This window comes from Hymenobacter caeli, assembly GCF_013294115.1.
Lineage (GTDB): Bacteria > Bacteroidota > Bacteroidia > Cytophagales > Hymenobacteraceae > Hymenobacter > Hymenobacter caeli.
The window spans coordinates 15,919-30,331 of the sequence record NZ_JABSNP010000016.1; the positions used below are offsets into that span (position 1 = coordinate 15,919).

Consider the following 14,413-nt stretch of genomic DNA (forward strand, 5'->3'; position numbering starts at 1 on the left):
CAGGTGAGCATGACAGCGTATTTGGATAGGCTCCAATTCCGCCGAAACGTCAAAATATAGAAAACCAAAGCGCCCGTTCTGCTGAGTTTATCGAAGCAGGACGAGCCATTCCTCCATTCGTTTATGCAATCCAACCCCACTTCCCTCGGGGCCCCCGCGGCCACCCCGGCGCGGGCCGCTTCGCCGGTGCGGCGCTTCGTGGGCCGCAACGTGTACCGCTGGCACCGGGTGCTGGGCCTCATCACCGTGGTGCCCGTCATTATGTGGACGCTCAGCGGGCTTTCGCACCCGCTGATGTCCAACTGGTTGCGGCCCGCCATTGCCCACGAAACCGTGCCCGCCCCGCCGCTGTCCGCCGCCGCGCTGGCCGTGCCCGTGGCGCAGGTGCTGGCCCAACACCACCTGCCCGCCGTGCGTAACCTGCGCGTGGTGCAGTACCGCCACCGGCCGTATTACCAGCTCACCGACGGCCTTGGGCGGCCCCGCTACTTTGCCGCCGCCACCGGCCAGGAGCTGCCCGGGGGCGACCTGGCCTACGCCGAGGACGTGGCCCGCTACCTGCTGGCCGACTCGACCAGCGCCGTGGCCCGCGCCGAGCGCCTGACCCACTACACCGGCGACTACAAGTTCATCAACCGCCTGCTGCCGGTCTGGAAAATCACCTTCGCCCGGCCCGACGGCATGGCCGTGTTCGTCGAAACCGGGCAGAGCCGGCTGGGTACGTTCAACAACCACGCCCGGGCCACCTTCCTATGGGTATTCGGGATGCTGCACAACTGGGATTTTCTCGACGCGCTGCCCCGGCCGCTGCACCTGGGCATCATGCTGGTGTTCACCACCGTTATCTGGCTGTCGGCGCTGAGCGGGCTGGTTATCTACGGCTTCGTGCGGAAGAAGCTGCGGCAGCCCCGCTCGGCCCGGGATGCCACCGGCTGGCTGCGCCGGCGGCACCGCACGGTGGGCCTGTGGGTGGCGTTCGTCTCGTTCACCTTCGCCCTCAGCGCCTCCTACCACCTGTGGCAGAAATTCACGCCCGACCGGCGCGACGACGTGGCCCGCGTCGGCTCCTTCGCGGCGGCGGAGCTGACCTGGCCGCTGGCTGGGGCCCTGGCCAGCCCAGCCGGGGCCGCGCCGGTGGTGCAGGTGTCGCTGGCCCGCGTGGGCGGCCGGCCCTACTACCGCCTCGTGCGCCGGCCCGCCGCTGGAGCCCCCGCCGTGGAGTACCGCAGCACCCGCGACGGCAAGGTGCTGCCCGACGGCGAGTTCCGCTACGCCCGCGAGCTGGGCCAGGAGTTCATGGCGCAGCTGAGCAACCCCGCCGCCCTGGCCGCCGGGGCCGCCAGCGCCGATGGGGCCCCCATGGCCGACTGCTGCGTGGCCCCCGCCCTCGCCGCCGAAACTCCGGCCGCCATCGGCACGCCCGCCGCGGGGCCCGCCCCGGCCCAGGCCAACCTGCTCAGCCCTACCGGGCCCGGCCCTGAATTGGTGACCACCTTTGCCGGCGAGTACGGCTTCGTGAACAAGCGCCTGCCGGTGGTGAAGCTGGCCTTCGCCGGCCCCGGCCACCCGGCCCTGTACGTGGAGCCCGCCACCGGCCGCCTCGCCGCCCTGGTGCGCGACGGCGACCGGCGCGAGGGCCTCTCGTTCGCCGTGCTCCACAAGTTTTTCCTGATGGACTGGGCCGGCAAAAACGTGCGCGACTTCGTGGCCATGCTCTCGGCGCTGGGCGTGCTGAGCGTGACGCTCTACGGCTGCGCGTTGCTGCTGCGCACGCGGCGGTAGGGAGCCAGCGGCAACGTGCAACCTTTTGGTGTAATCGTTAATCCAGAGAGTAGCACCGAGCCCTTTTGCGTCATTCAACTATTTTCCCAATCGTTTCATGAAGCGTTTTCTGTTTTGCGTAGCCACTGCCCTGCTGGCGGGTAGTACCGGCGCCTGTACTAAAGAGGGGGCGGGTCCGGCGGAGGTTTCCGGGACGGAGATTTACGGGGAGTGGGACTGGGTGCACAGCGTCGGGGGCATAGCGGGCCTGACGTACACGCCTGCTTCCACGGGCGTGGCCACTAGGTGGGTGTTCAAAACCGACGGGACTTTTCAAGAGTACGACACGCAGCAGGGGACTACGCGGCTCGTGCAGTCCACAACTTTTGCCATCGGGTCCGCCGGCAGCATCCACACCGGCCAACCGGCCCAAACCCTTATCATCAACCGCCAGGTGCCCGGGCCCACGCCCAACACCACCAGCGTGCAACCCGTCACCTACGTCATCCAGGGCCTGGGGGCCCAGCTGGTGGTGGCCGATAACTACGCCGACGGGTTTGGCAGCACGTACCAGCGCCGGTAAACAAGCGCGGCCATACTTGAACCAATAAAAAAAAGGCCCTCAGCGCATTGCTGAGGGCTTTTTTGTGGTCGTGTAGGGACAAACTTAATACCGGTGCATCCAGAAAACGGTGTGTAAAAACGGCCCGGAAAACCTGCGTTTCCGGGCCGTTTGCGTGGGATAATGGGCTCTCCAAAATACGACCATTTTTTGGAGGATCTTTCGTAAGTTTAAGTTTAATTTATGCCTGATTCTATGAAGCTCGCAATTCCTTGTTCCTCTTGTTTCTATCTTTTGCCAGATAGTCAACGGGGGTTGAACGCTCCTCGGCCTACTTACCTAAGAGAATTGGGTAATACGAGCCTATATGATATGACATGCGACAGGGGACACCAGCAGAGAGGATGGCTCGCAAATCACAAATTTGAAATACTCTTCGAATCAGGTATAAAGGCTTTAAAAGACGAATACTATAGGGAAGCGGTGACGAGTTTTGCTGTCGCCTTAGAGAGATTTTATGAATTCTCCATTATTCTTCTTTTGATGGATAATTTCTTTGATGAAAATCAACGCCTGCGTGGGCTAGACGTCTTACCAAAGTTTGGGAAATTTTGGAGTAAAACCCTAAAGTTTTCAGAGAGACAGCTAGGGGCATTTTGCTCGCTTTATATCAGTGAATTTGGTCAGATACCGCTGCTATTCGATGACAGTGAGTTAAGAAATAAAGTCATACACGCCGGCTACATCCCTACTCTTAATGAAGCTTTAGTTTTCGGTGAGGGCGTTAATAAGTCAATAAAACAATTTTGTAAAAAATACGACGAGAAAGATGTAGGCCGGCCTTACAAACGAGCCACGTATGTGCAAAGAGTCAGTATTGCGCTTGATGGATTAAAGCTTAAATCCCCGTTAATAACTGCCGATTACGGACATATGACGAAAGTATCGTTGTTTGTTGACGCCACAGTCGATTCTTATTTTAATGGTTCGATAACGATAGCTGATTATATAGCGAGCATGCCCACATCTTAATGCGAGTAGCCATTTACGCCCGGGTGTCGACGAAGTCGAAGGGCCAGGACACCGAGAACCAGCTGCACCAGCTGCGGGCCTTTGCTGAGCAGCACGGCACGCTCTATAAGGTATTCACCGATGAGGAGTCAGGTGGGAAGGCCGACCGCACCGAATTCAAGGCCCTGCTGCTCGAGGCCTACCAGAAGAAGTTCGACCTGGTGGTGTTCTGGCGGCTCGACCGCTTCAGCCGCGAGGGGGCCCTGGCCACGCTGAAGTATCTGAAAGAGTTGGCCAGCCACGGCGTGGCCTACAAATCGTTCACCGAGCCGTACCTCGATTCGCTAGGGCCCTTCGGCGACGTCATCGTGTCGATGCTGGCCACCATCGCCGCCCAGGACCTGATCAAGATTCGGGAAAACACCAAGGCCGCCCTCGATAAGAAAAAAGCCGCCGGCATCAAGCTCGGGGGCCCTACCAAAAGCCCAGCCCTCATCGACCAGGTGCGCCGGCTCAAGGCGGGTGGGGCCTCGAACCAAGCCATCAGCCGGGCCCTGAAGGTGTCGCCCAGCACCGTGGCCAAGTACCTGGTCGCTTAATTTCCTGACACGGAAACTGACACGGACTAATAAAAAAGGCCCTCTACATAGCGTAGAGGGCCTTTATCGTGGTCGTGTAAGGAGTCGAACCTTAAACCTTCTGATTCGTAGTCAGATGCTCTATCCAATTGAGCTACACAACCATTTCCCGCGTTGGGAGCACAAAGGTAAGGTAATTGGGCGGGCTGCCGCAAGTTTTGCCCCAACTTTTTAGATAGGCCTAAGCAAACCGATTAATAATCAGGGGGTGATTTTCGGGGCGGCGTCGGCGCTGCGGCGCAGGGCCCGGTTCAGGGCCCGGTTGAACACGAAGTAGAGCCCGAAGAGCGAGGCCAGCACCAGCCCCAGCAGCACGAGCTTGCTCAGGGCGCCCTGGTCGGGGTTGCGGAGCAGGGCCAGCACGTCCTGCGCCTCGGTGCCGAGCCAGTAAAAGAACAGGCTGCGCGGCAGCATCCCCAGCACCGAAGCGGCCAGGAAGCGGCGGCGCGGCACGCCCACCATCGCCAGCACGAACGTCATGAGGGCAAAGGGCAGCACCGGCGAGAGGCGCGTGAGGACAATGAGCGACCAGCTCTGGCCCTGCAGCTCGTCGACCACGGCCCCGGCCTTGGGGAACAGGTGCAGGAACCCGCGCAGCTTGCCGTGGTCGAGGCGCAGGGCCAGCTCATAGCCGAGGGCGGCGGCCACGGCGTAGGCCGCCACCATGCCCGGCAGCCCCGCCCACCCGAAGTAGTAGCCCGTGGCGATGGCCACGAACGTGGTGGGCGTGAGGGCAAAGGCCATCGTGACGGCCGTGAGGGCAAAATACAGCAGCGCCGGCCCCCAGTGCAGCCCCTCCAGCAGGTGCCGGTGCCCGTAGAGCAGCGCCGCCACCGCCGACGAGCCCAGCAGCGGCACGGCCACCAGCAGGAACATGGTGAGCAGGGTGGAAAAATTCTTCTGAAACAGCGCGCGCAAAAAAGCCATCGAAGCCGGGAAAGGGTGGGGCCCCGGGCCCCGCCGGTTGCCCGAACCCCGCCGGGGCCCGCGCTACCTTTGCGCCTCGGCAATGCCTGTGCATAGATACGGGCCGCCGCGCCATCCGTCCCATTCGCCTTTCCGCTTACCCATGAAATTCGCCACCAAAGCCATCCACGCCGGCGTGCACCCCGACCCCGAAACCGGGGCCATCATGACGCCCATCTACCAGACCTCGACCTACGCCCAATCGTCGCCCGGCGTCAACAAAGGCTTCGAGTACTCGCGCACCCACAACCCCACCCGCACCCAGCTGCAAGACGCCCTGGCGGCGCTGGACGACGGCCGGCACGGCCTGGCCTTCGCCTCGGGCATGGCGGCCATCGACTGCGTGATGAAGCTGCTCAAGCCCGGCGACGAGCTGATTTCGACCGACGACCTGTACGGCGGCAGCTACCGGCTCTTCACGAAAGTGTACGAGCCGCTGGGCATCGTGTGCCACTTCGTGCCGATGCGCGACCTGGCCGCGGTGCGCGAGAAAATCAGCCCCCGCACCAAGCTTATTTGGGTGGAAACGCCCACCAACCCGCTGCTCAACGTCATCGACGTGGCCGGCGTGGCCGCCATTGCCAAGGAGGCCGGGGCCCTGCTGGCCGTGGACAACACCTTCAGCACGCCCTACTTGCAGCTGCCGCTGGCGCTGGGGGCTGATATTTCGGTGTACTCGCTCACCAAGTACATGGCCGGCCACTCCGACACCGTGATGGGGGGCCTGGTCTTCAACAGCGACGAGCTGCTCGAGCGCCTGAGCTTCTACCAGAACGCCTGCGGCGGCACGCCCGGGCCCCAGGATTGCTTTCTGGTGCTGCGCGGCCTCAAAACCCTGCACCTGCGCATGCAGCGCCACTGCGAAAACGGCCGCGCCGTAGCCGAGTACCTGCGCCAGCACCCCAAGGTGGAGCACGTGTACTGGCCCGGCTTCGAAACCCACCCCAACCACGCCGTGGCCGCCAAGCAGATGCGCGACTTCGGGGGCATGATTTCCTTCGTGTTGAAGGGCGACAAAAAGGAGGACGCCATTGCCGTACTGGAGAAATTCCAGCTCTTCACGCTGGCCGAAAGCCTGGGCGGCGTGGAAAGCCTCAGCGGCCACCCGGCCACCATGACGCACGCCAGCATCCCGCCCGAGCAGCGCCGCAAGGCCGGCCTCTCCGACTCGCTCATCCGCCTGAGCGTGGGCATTGAGGACGCCGAGGACCTGATTGAGGACCTAGCCCAGGCCATCGGCTAGGGCCCCGCTGCCACTGCCCGCGTCGCGGGGCCCCGCCAGGGCCCCGCGGCGTTTTGGTTTAAGACCGGTGTTCGACAGCCAGGAAGCTGAAAAAACCCGGTTTGCCCCGCGTGCCGTAGGTAGAAACCCATTCGCTGGGCCCCTACGCTATGCGCTTGTTATTTGTATTCATTGTGTTCCTGGCCGCCTGCGCCACCAAAACCCTCGTTACCCCCGTGCCCGCTGCCCCTTCTGTTTCGTTGCCGGCCCACGGGGCCACGTACCTGGCCCTCGGCGACTCGTACACCATCGGCGAAGGGGCGGCCGAGGCCGACCGCTGGCCGGTGCAGCTGGCCCAGCTGGCCCGGCAAAGTGGGCTGGACGTGCAGGCCCCCGACATCATTGCCCGCACCGGCTGGACCACCGGCAAGCTGCAAGCCGCCGTCCGGGCCGCCCACAGCCCCGCCACCTACGGCCTGGTATCGCTGCTGATTGGCGTGAATAACCAGTACCGGGGCCTGGGCCAGGCCGCCTACCGCACCAAGTTCCGGCAGCTGCTGGCCGAAGCCGCGCGGCTAGCCGGCGGGCGGCCCGGCCGGGTGGTCGTGCTCAGCATCCCCGACTGGGGCCAGTCGCCCTTTGCCGAGCGCCGCAACCGGGTCCGGATTGGCCGCGAAATCGACCAGTTCAACGCCGTGGCCCAGGACGAGTGCCGCCGGGCCGGCGTGGCCTACGTGGACATCACGCCCGCCACCCGCGCCGCCGCCGGCGACGCCAGCCAGTTCACCGGCGACGGCCTGCACTACACGGGGCCCCAGATGCGGCGCTGGGCCCAGCAGGCGTTGCCCGTGGTGCAAGGGCTGCTGAAGTAGGCTGCTGCGCAACGACAGACGGGCCGGGGAGCGCTACATTAGCGAGGATAAAACCTCTCCACCTAAAACGCCTGATCTACCGGTTGCGCATGAAAAAAATCTTACTTCTGCTACCATTGCTGGCCCTGGCCAAGCCAGCCGCGGCCCAACACGTCGAATTCTCGGGCCGCGCGGGGCTGGGGCTGCTGCGGTTCGACGGCAACGGCGCGGCGGCGACCACCCTGGCTGCTGACCAGGACAACGACGGCAGCACGGCTGGCGACTTTACGATTAATCCAGTAGGGAAACGCGCGGGGTTCGGCTTCGGGGCCAGTATCCGGGCGCAGCACGTGGGCGGCCGGGGCCTGCTCGCAGCGCTCGAAGTGGGCTACGACCGGCTGCAAAGCCAAACCGACGTCACCGGTTATTACCCTTTCTATGACACCGGCTTCCCGCCGAATGCGGCTAGCGGCACCACCAAGCTGCGCGTGCAAAGCGTGCCAATATTTGCTGGTATCGGGCAGCGCGTGGGCAAGGCCGGCGCAGTGCAACTCGATGCCGTCATCGGTCCGGAGTGGGCGGTGCTGTGGGGTGCCCGCGAAAAGGGCCAGGGCAGCTACACCACGCTGGGCCCCGCCGGCACCTGGCAGACCGACAATGCCGTGCAGCTAACCAAAAAGCACGATTTCCGATTACGGGCCGACCTCACCGCCTGGTACCATCGCCTGGGCCTAACGGCTAGCTACGCCCTGGGCCTGACGGCGCTCCGGAGCGAAAGTGCCTACGTTAGCGATGAGGATGCCCGTTCGCGCACGCTGCGCTTGGGCGTGGCCTACCGGCTGCCCTAGCCGAAGGGTACCGTAAATGGGGCGCCGCCATAGGATGATAGAAACACGGGGGCCTGCTTGCCCCCGTGCCAGCCCCGTGCCAGCCCCACGCCCGCGCCGCCTGCCCGCCGGGCCGATGCAACGGATTGGGAGCTAGCGGACTCATGAAGGATACGCGGCGCTGGAGCCGCGCCCGCACCTGCCCTCCGCTATGAAAAAACTGCTACTCCTGCTGCCGGCCGCCGCGTGGGCCTTGCCGGCGCTGGCCCAACACACCGAGCTAATAGACCGGGCCGGGGCTAGCTTCTCCCAATACCGGGGGAATGGCACCGAGACCACCTCGTTCGTCAATTACAACTACGAAGCCAGCACCGGCAGCGGGCGCGGCTACACTAATAACCCCTACGGCAGCCGCCTGGGGGCCGGTTTTGCCCTGGGGTGGCGGGTGCAGCGCGTGGGCCGGCACCGGGGCCTACTGGCCGCCGACCTGGGCTACGACTGGGCCCGGAGCCGCACGGCCATCGACGCGCTTTACTACTCGGCGGGCTACGTGAACACGGCCTACGCGGCCACCGGCAGCGCGTACCTGCGCACGCAAAGCCTGGCGGTGTTTCTGAGCCTGGGCCGCCGGTTCCAGTGGTCACCGCTTGCCCTCGATGTCCTGGTGGGCCCCGAGCTGGCGGGTAATCTCAGCGTGCGCGAAACGGGCCGCGGTACTTACGGCAGCGGCACGGACTGGACCACAAATACCGACCGCGGCGGCCATCAGGCCTTCGATGCCCGCCTGCGGGCCGATGCTACGGCGTGGCGCGGGCGGGCGGGCCTCAACGCCAGCTACTCGTATGGGTTTGCCAACGCCGAGGCCGGGCTGGTGGGCGGGCCCGTCCGCGAAGCGCACGCCCGCACCCTGCGCCTGGGCCTGGCCTACCGCCTCCGGTAGGGGCAGGAGCAGGTGCCGGGGGAGCAAACCGGCTGGCTTGCTTTAAGCCAGTGGAAATATTGCGGTAATGTTGCGGTAAAGTAAATTGCCCGCGTATTGCGACGCAAACAGCTGTTTTGTAAGCCGTTTGCTATTGACAAGCCGCGACAACGGCTGGTGGAGAGCTGCGACGGGCTGGCTGCGTACGGCCGGTATTCTTGCTTTCTGGGTATAATAATTGGTACATTGCTCAGAACATGGCCATGCGGCACGATGCGGCCACGCACCGCGTACCACCCAGTTTCCACTGCTTTCCGAGTTCTCATTACTTCCTTTTTTGCATGAATAAATTCTTACTTACCCCCCTTTTCGCGGTCACGGCCCTGGCGGTCCACGCCCAGAACATCACCGTGACCGGCCGCGTGCTGGGGGCCCAGGGCGAGGCCCTGCCCGGCGCTACCGTGCTCGAGCGCGGCACCAGCAACGGCACCGCCACCGGGGCCAACGGCGACTTTTCGCTGGGCGTGGCCCCCACGGCCACCATCACGGTGCAGGCCATCGGCTTCGCGGCCCAGCAAATCCCGCTCAACGGCCGCACCCGCCTCGACGTGCGCCTGGTGACCTCGGCCACCGACCTGGGCGACGTGGTGGTGACCGGCTCGCGCGTGAGCGAGGGCCGCTCCAACGTGCTGACCACGGCCCCGGTGGACGTGATTTCGGCCCGCGAAATCAAGGCCTTCGCCCAAACCGACGTGAGCCAGGTGCTCACCTACGCCGCGCCCTCGTTCCAGTCGTCGCGCCAGTCCATTTCCGACGGCACCGACTTCGTGGACCCCGCCAGCCTGCGCGGCCTGGGCCCCGACCAGGTGCTGGTGCTCGTGAACGGCAAGCGCCGCCACAACTCGGCCCTGGTGAACATCAACGGCACCATCGGCCGCGGCTCGGTGGGCACCGATTTAAACGTGATTCCGACGGCCAGCATCAAGCGCATCGAGGTGCTGCGCGACGGCGCGGCGGCCCTCTACGGCTCCGACGCCATTGCGGGCGTGATTAACATTCAGCTCAAGGACGACTCGACGGGCGTGAGCAGCAGCGCCTTGTACGGCCAGACGACGCAGAGCGACGGCAAAACGGAGCAGGTCGATTTCAACGTGGGCATTGGCCTGAACAAGCGCGGCTTCCTCGACCTCAGCGGCCAGTTCCTGAACCGCGGCTACACCAACCGCGCCTTCACCGACACGACCCCGCTTGTTTACCTGGGCAACAACGGCGGCAACTACCCCGCCTCGGCCACCACCGAGCAGAGCCGCCGCGACCTGAAGGCCCAGGACGACGCCTTGGTGGCGCAGAACGGCTTTAGCCGCAACGACTTGCACGTGGGCCAATCGGCCACGCGCAACTTCGGCGGCTTCCTCAACGGCGGCTACCGGCTGGGCGGCGGCTACGAGCTGTACGTGTCGGGCGGCGCTTCGTACCGCACCGGCCGGGGCCCCGGCTTCAACCGCCTGCCCAGCCAAGCCACCCAGAGCGACCTGAACCTGTTCCCCAACGGCTTTCTGCCGTTCATCAACACCACCATCTACGACCAGTCGGCCATCGTGGGCGTGCGCAACAACTTCGCGGGCTTCGCCGTGGATTTGAGCAACACCTTCGGCCGCAACGAGCTGGACTACAACGTGGACGGTTCGGTGAATGCCTCGCTGCCGCAGGGCCCCGCGCTGGTGGGTGTGAATCCGACCAGTTTCTACGCCGGCCGCCTGGCCTTCTTGCAGAACACCACCAACCTGGGTTTTTCGCGCCGCTTCATCGAGGTGGGGCCCCTGGCCAACCTGAACGTGGCCTTCGGCGGCGAGTTTCGCTACGATAACTTCCTGATTGGCAAAGGCGAGTACGCCTCGTACATCAACGGCGGCCGCCTCGTGAACGGGGGCCCCGCGGCCTCGGGCTCGCAGGTGTTCCCCGGCTACCAGCCGCAGGACGAGGTGAACAAGGGCCGTACCAACGTGGCCGGCTACCTCGATTTGGAGAGCGACATCACCGACAAGCTGCTGATTCACGCCGCCGGCCGGGCCGAGAACTACAGCGACTTCGGCGGCAACGTGAGCGGCCAGGTGGGCCTGCGCTACAGCATCATCGACGCGGTGGCTCTGCGCGGCTCCATCGGTAACGGCTTCCGGGCCCCCTCGCTCCAGCAGCGCTACTTCACCAACACCAGCACCCAGTTTGTGAGCGGCGTGGCCAACCAGGTGCTCACCGTGAACAACGACAGCCCCATCGTGCGCAACAGCTACGCGGCCGGCGGCACGGGCCAGCAGGGCTTCGGCGTGGAGCCGCTCCGGCAGGAAAAATCGACCAACTACGGCGTGGGCCTCACCGGCAAAACCGGCGGGTTCACCCTCACGGCCGACGCTTATTTGATTGACATCAAGGACCGGATCGTGCTCTCGGCCCAGTTCACGCGCACCAACCCCACGGTGAACGCCATCCTGGGCACGCTGCCCGTGAGCCGGGTGCAGTTCTTCGCCAACGCTGTGGACACCCGCACCAAGGGCCTCGACATCGTGCTGAACGAGCGCCTGCCGCTGGGCGACAAAAGCCGCCTGACGCTGACGGCCGCCGCCAACTTCAACCAGACGACGGTGACGAACTTCAACAGCTCGTCGGCCACGGTGAACAACGACCAGACCGCCGGCACCAGCAACCTGCAAAACACGCTCTTCGACCGCGCCCAGCGCACCCGCCTCGAAAGCGGCAACCCGCGCAGCAAAATTGCCCTCTCGGCCGCCTACACCTACGGCATCTTCGGCCTTGAGGCCCGTTCGGTGCGCTTCGGCGAAATCAAAACCGCCGACGCCGACCCCGCCCGCGCCTTCCTCGACCAGACCTTCTCGGCCAAGTGGATTTCGGACCTCACGCTGAGCGCCCAAATCACGAAGCAGGTGGGCCTCGTCATCGGGGTGAACAACCTGTTCAACGTGTACCCCGACAAGATCATCGTGAACCCGCGCAACTACGAGGGCAACTTCAACGCGCCCCAACCCACCGGCTCCACCCAGCCCGACCTGAGCTACAACTCGACGCTCGACAACTCGAACCGCGGCCGCTTCCTCTACAGCGCCAACCAGTTCGGCTTCAACGGGGCCTACTACTTCGGCCGCGTGAACATCACGCTGTAGCGCTGTTTGCGCACACAAAAAGCCCGCCCTGGTCATCAGGGCGGGCTTTTTTGCGGCTAGATGGGTTTGGCCAGCGGTGGCCGCGGTTACTTGATAAACTTCGCCAGCACGGTTTGCAGCTCCTCGCCGCGCAGGTTGGCGGCCACAATTTTGCCGCTCGGGTCAATCAGGAAGTTCTGCGGGATAGCCTGCACGTGGTAGCGCTGGGCAGCCTCGTTTTTGAAGCCATGCAGGTCCGATACCTGCGTCCAGGCCAGCTGGTCTTCCCGCACGGCCTTCAGCCACTTCTCGCGGCCGTTTTCATCGTCGAGCGACACGCTCAGGACGTCGAAGTTGCGGCCATTGTAGGCTTGGTAGGCCTTCATGACAGCTGGGTTTTCCTGGCGGCAGGGCTTGCACCAGCTGGCCCAGAAATCGACCAGCACGTACTTGCCGCGGTAGTCCGCCAGGGATACCGTCTTGCCGTCGGGCGTTTTTTGGGTGAAGTTGGGCGCCGGGGCCCCAATGGCCACGTCCTTTAAGTCCCGCACCATCGCGCCGTACCGGCGGCCATCCGGGCTGTTTTGGAGAGCGGGGCTCAACGCCTCGTACAGGGGGCCCTCCACCGCGTACTGGGGCACGGCCATCATGCCCAGGCCGGTTAGCGCGTACAGGCTCACCCAGGAATTGGGGTTGGCCTTGATGAAGTCCCGGTCGGACTGCGCATATTCTTTGGTGGCGGCGTCGAATTGTGCGCGCTTGCGTGCCGCAAATTCCGGCGACTTGCGCTCTTCTGCCGAAACCTTCTTCTCCTCAGCCCCAAACACGTTCATTTTGGCCGTTACGCGCTTGGTTGCGGCCCCCAGCCGCTCGTAGTCTGCGTTGACGGGGCCCCCAACGATGTGGGCGTTCTGCACCGAATCTGGGCTCGTAACGATAATCGGGGTTGGCTCCAGGAACACCCGGACGTACTTGATGTGGCCGAATACGCCGTCGCCCAGCTTGCCGTCGCGCTTCACCAGCAAGTCCACCGCGCGGGGCACGTCGCTCGTGCCCTTCAGTTCAAACGCCCCGTTTTTGAACGTTGCGGAATCCGTGGGCGCCATCCCGCGCATGAGGTAAATTTTGGCCGGCGCGTTCAACTGGCCAATTTTGCCCTTGATGGTGAAGGCGAAGGGCGTCGTCTGGGCGCGGGCCAGCCCCGGGGCCAGCAACAAGCAGCCAAGCAGGTATTTCTTCATAGCAGGCGGGGTAGGGAAAGGATTGAAGATTAAGCTAATGTAGCCATCGTTTCCTGGAAGGAGTACGGCTTCAGGAGAAACGCTTCCCGGCAGTTAGCCGGGCCCGCTAAACGGCTTTCCCAACGGCCTTATTTATCCGGCACCGGGGCCCCGCTGCTGCTCCCCAATATCTGAAACAGCTCGTCCAGCTTAGGCGTCAGAATGATTTCGGTGCGGCGGTTCAGGGCCTTGTTGGGGGCCGTGTCGTTGGGGGCCACGGGCACGTACTGGCCGCGGCCGGCGGCCGTGATGCGGGCCGGGGCCACGCCGCTGGCCGTTAGCAGGCGGGCGATGTCGGTGGCCCGCAGGGCGCTCAGGTCCCAGTTGTCCGTGGCCCCGTTCACCACGCCTCTGATGGGCACGCTGTCGGTGTGGCCCTCCACCACCACGTTCACGTCGGGTTGCTCTTGCAGCACGGTAGCCAGGGTTCTCAGGGCCGCCTGGCCCTTGGGGTCCACTTTGGTCGAGCCCGACTTAAACAATAGCTGCTCGGAGAGCGACACGTACACCTTGCCGTCTTTCAGCTTCACTTGCAAGTCGCTGGCGTTGAAGCTGAGCAGGGCTTTGCTCACGCGGGCCTTGAGGTCGTGCACGGCGCGGTCCTTGTCGGCCAGGGCCTGGGTGAGTTCGGCCAGCTTGGCTTCGCGGGTTTGGAGGCCGGCGGCGAGGCGGTCGTTGTCGGTTTTGCTGGTGCGCAGGCTGGCGTCGAGGGCCCCCAGCTCGGCCTCGCGGCGGGCCAGGTCCTTGGCCATTTTGTTGTAGTCCGACGACTTGCTGGCCAGCTCCTGGCCGCTGTTTTTCAGCAGGTGGTCGTAGCTCTCGTTGAGGTCGTGGTTGAGGCCGCGGGCCTGGCGCAGGGCTTGGCCGCTGGCCAGCGAGTCGTCTTCGAGGCGCTTGTAGTCGAAGCGCAATTGGGCCAGGGCGTCGGTGGCTTTTTGCAGCTCGGCGGTGGCGGCGCGGTACTGGCGCTCGGCCTGGGCCTTGCCCTGGGCATCGGCGGTTTGGCGGGCTTGGAGGTCGGTGTATTTGCGGGCGGGTACGCAGCCCGGCAGGGCCGGGGCCCCGAGCAGGCCCAGGCCGAGTAGGAACGGAACTGGTTTTTTGAAGCGCATCGTACAAGACAAAAGCGGCGAAACACGAAACGCGGGCCCGCCGCGAACCGGGGCGGCCCGCCGCGCCAAGGTAAGGCCCCGGTGGGCTCCCGGGCCCACCGGGGCCGTT

General features: G+C 64.5%; 12 protein-coding genes and 1 tRNA gene. 9 read left to right on the top strand and 4 right to left on the bottom strand.

The window, feature by feature from the left end; all coding sequences use genetic code 11:
- The first annotated feature begins 123 nt into the window (after positions 1-123).
- From HNP98_RS15655 to HNP98_RS15670, 4 genes are all read left to right on the top strand, one after another.
- Positions 124-1,782 (top strand): PepSY-associated TM helix domain-containing protein, encoded by a 1,659-nt coding sequence (locus tag HNP98_RS15655; RefSeq protein ID WP_173811111.1) that lies wholly within the window; start codon positions 124-126, stop codon positions 1,780-1,782.
- Positions 1,783-1,879: 97 nt separating this feature from the next.
- On the top strand, positions 1,880-2,344 hold the full coding sequence (locus tag HNP98_RS15660) for a hypothetical protein (RefSeq protein WP_173811112.1): 465 nt from the start codon (positions 1,880-1,882) through the stop codon (positions 2,342-2,344).
- A gap of 234 nt (positions 2,345-2,578) precedes the next feature.
- Positions 2,579-3,355, top strand: a complete 777-nt coding sequence (locus HNP98_RS15665; protein WP_173811113.1) for a hypothetical protein — start codon at positions 2,579-2,581, stop codon at positions 3,353-3,355.
- Positions 3,355-3,933: a recombinase family protein gene (locus HNP98_RS15670; RefSeq protein WP_173811114.1), complete on the top strand. Its 579-nt coding sequence runs from the start codon at positions 3,355-3,357 to the stop codon at positions 3,931-3,933. The genes HNP98_RS15665 and HNP98_RS15670 overlap by 1 nt, the downstream gene beginning before the upstream one ends.
- Before the next feature lie 69 nt (positions 3,934-4,002).
- Here the strand turns inward: HNP98_RS15670 and HNP98_RS15675 are convergent.
- Both HNP98_RS15675 and HNP98_RS15680 read right to left on the bottom strand, forming a co-directional pair.
- A tRNA-Arg gene (locus tag HNP98_RS15675) sits at positions 4,003-4,076 on the bottom strand.
- A 97-nt stretch (positions 4,077-4,173) separates the two neighbouring features.
- Positions 4,174-4,899 carry a TVP38/TMEM64 family protein gene (locus HNP98_RS15680; protein ID WP_173811115.1) on the bottom strand — a complete coding sequence of 242 codons (726 nt, stop codon included), beginning with the start codon at positions 4,897-4,899 and terminating at the stop codon, positions 4,174-4,176.
- A gap of 142 nt (positions 4,900-5,041) precedes the next feature.
- On the opposite strand from HNP98_RS15680, the gene HNP98_RS15685 reads away from it, so the two are divergent.
- From HNP98_RS15685 to HNP98_RS15705, 5 genes are all read left to right on the top strand, one after another.
- The gene (locus tag HNP98_RS15685) at positions 5,042-6,181 is read left to right on the top strand and encodes a trans-sulfuration enzyme family protein (RefSeq protein WP_173811116.1); all 1,140 of its coding nucleotides are present in this window, start codon (positions 5,042-5,044) and stop codon (positions 6,179-6,181) included.
- Positions 6,182-6,330: 149 nt separating this feature from the next.
- Positions 6,331-7,032, top strand: coding sequence for an SGNH/GDSL hydrolase family protein (locus HNP98_RS15690; protein ID WP_173811117.1), 702 nt, complete (start codon positions 6,331-6,333; stop codon positions 7,030-7,032).
- Between the two features lie 89 nt (positions 7,033-7,121).
- Entirely contained in the window at positions 7,122-7,859 is a 738-nt protein-coding gene (locus HNP98_RS15695) for a hypothetical protein (protein WP_173811118.1), read from the top strand.
- Positions 7,860-8,049: 190 nt separating this feature from the next.
- Positions 8,050-8,778, top strand: coding sequence for a hypothetical protein (locus tag HNP98_RS15700; RefSeq protein ID WP_173811119.1), 729 nt, complete (start codon positions 8,050-8,052; stop codon positions 8,776-8,778).
- A 320-nt stretch (positions 8,779-9,098) separates the two neighbouring features.
- Positions 9,099-11,933, top strand: a complete 2,835-nt coding sequence (locus HNP98_RS15705) for a TonB-dependent receptor (RefSeq protein ID WP_173811120.1) — start codon at positions 9,099-9,101, stop codon at positions 11,931-11,933.
- An 86-nt stretch (positions 11,934-12,019) separates the two neighbouring features.
- Here the strand turns inward: HNP98_RS15705 and HNP98_RS15710 are convergent, their stop codons facing one another.
- Together HNP98_RS15710 and HNP98_RS15715 are read right to left on the bottom strand one after the other, a co-directional pair.
- A complete protein-coding gene (locus HNP98_RS15710) occupies positions 12,020-13,153 on the bottom strand; it encodes a TlpA disulfide reductase family protein (RefSeq protein ID WP_173811121.1) in 1,134 nt (377 codons plus the stop codon).
- 128 nt (positions 13,154-13,281) lie between these two features.
- Positions 13,282-14,304, bottom strand: a complete 1,023-nt coding sequence (locus HNP98_RS15715) for an OmpA/MotB family protein (protein WP_173811122.1) — start codon at positions 14,302-14,304, stop codon at positions 13,282-13,284.
- Positions 14,305-14,413: the final 109 nt, after the last annotated feature.

What these genes read in the sequence shown, in the direction of transcription:
- HNP98_RS15705 (WP_173811120.1), top strand. Translation starts at nt 9,099, where the DNA reads ATGAATAAATTCTTACTTACCCCCCTTTTCGCGGTCACGGCCCTGGCG.
- HNP98_RS15710 (WP_173811121.1), bottom strand. Translation starts at nt 13,153, where the DNA reads ATGAAGAAATACCTGCTTGGCTGCTTGTTGCTGGCCCCGGGGCTGGCC.
- HNP98_RS15655 (WP_173811111.1), top strand. Translation starts at nt 124, where the DNA reads ATGCAATCCAACCCCACTTCCCTCGGGGCCCCCGCGGCCACCCCGGCG.
- HNP98_RS15695 (WP_173811118.1), top strand. Translation starts at nt 7,122, where the DNA reads ATGAAAAAAATCTTACTTCTGCTACCATTGCTGGCCCTGGCCAAGCCA.
- HNP98_RS15690 (WP_173811117.1), top strand. Translation starts at nt 6,331, where the DNA reads ATGCGCTTGTTATTTGTATTCATTGTGTTCCTGGCCGCCTGCGCCACC.
- HNP98_RS15700 (WP_173811119.1), top strand. Translation starts at nt 8,050, where the DNA reads ATGAAAAAACTGCTACTCCTGCTGCCGGCCGCCGCGTGGGCCTTGCCG.
- HNP98_RS15685 (WP_173811116.1), top strand. Translation starts at nt 5,042, where the DNA reads ATGAAATTCGCCACCAAAGCCATCCACGCCGGCGTGCACCCCGACCCC.
- HNP98_RS15665 (WP_173811113.1), top strand. Translation starts at nt 2,579, where the DNA reads ATGAAGCTCGCAATTCCTTGTTCCTCTTGTTTCTATCTTTTGCCAGAT.
- HNP98_RS15670 (WP_173811114.1), top strand. Translation starts at nt 3,355, where the DNA reads ATGCGAGTAGCCATTTACGCCCGGGTGTCGACGAAGTCGAAGGGCCAG.
- HNP98_RS15660 (WP_173811112.1), top strand. Translation starts at nt 1,880, where the DNA reads ATGAAGCGTTTTCTGTTTTGCGTAGCCACTGCCCTGCTGGCGGGTAGT.
- HNP98_RS15680 (WP_173811115.1), bottom strand. Translation starts at nt 4,899, where the DNA reads ATGGCTTTTTTGCGCGCGCTGTTTCAGAAGAATTTTTCCACCCTGCTC.
- HNP98_RS15715 (WP_173811122.1), bottom strand. Translation starts at nt 14,304, where the DNA reads ATGCGCTTCAAAAAACCAGTTCCGTTCCTACTCGGCCTGGGCCTGCTC.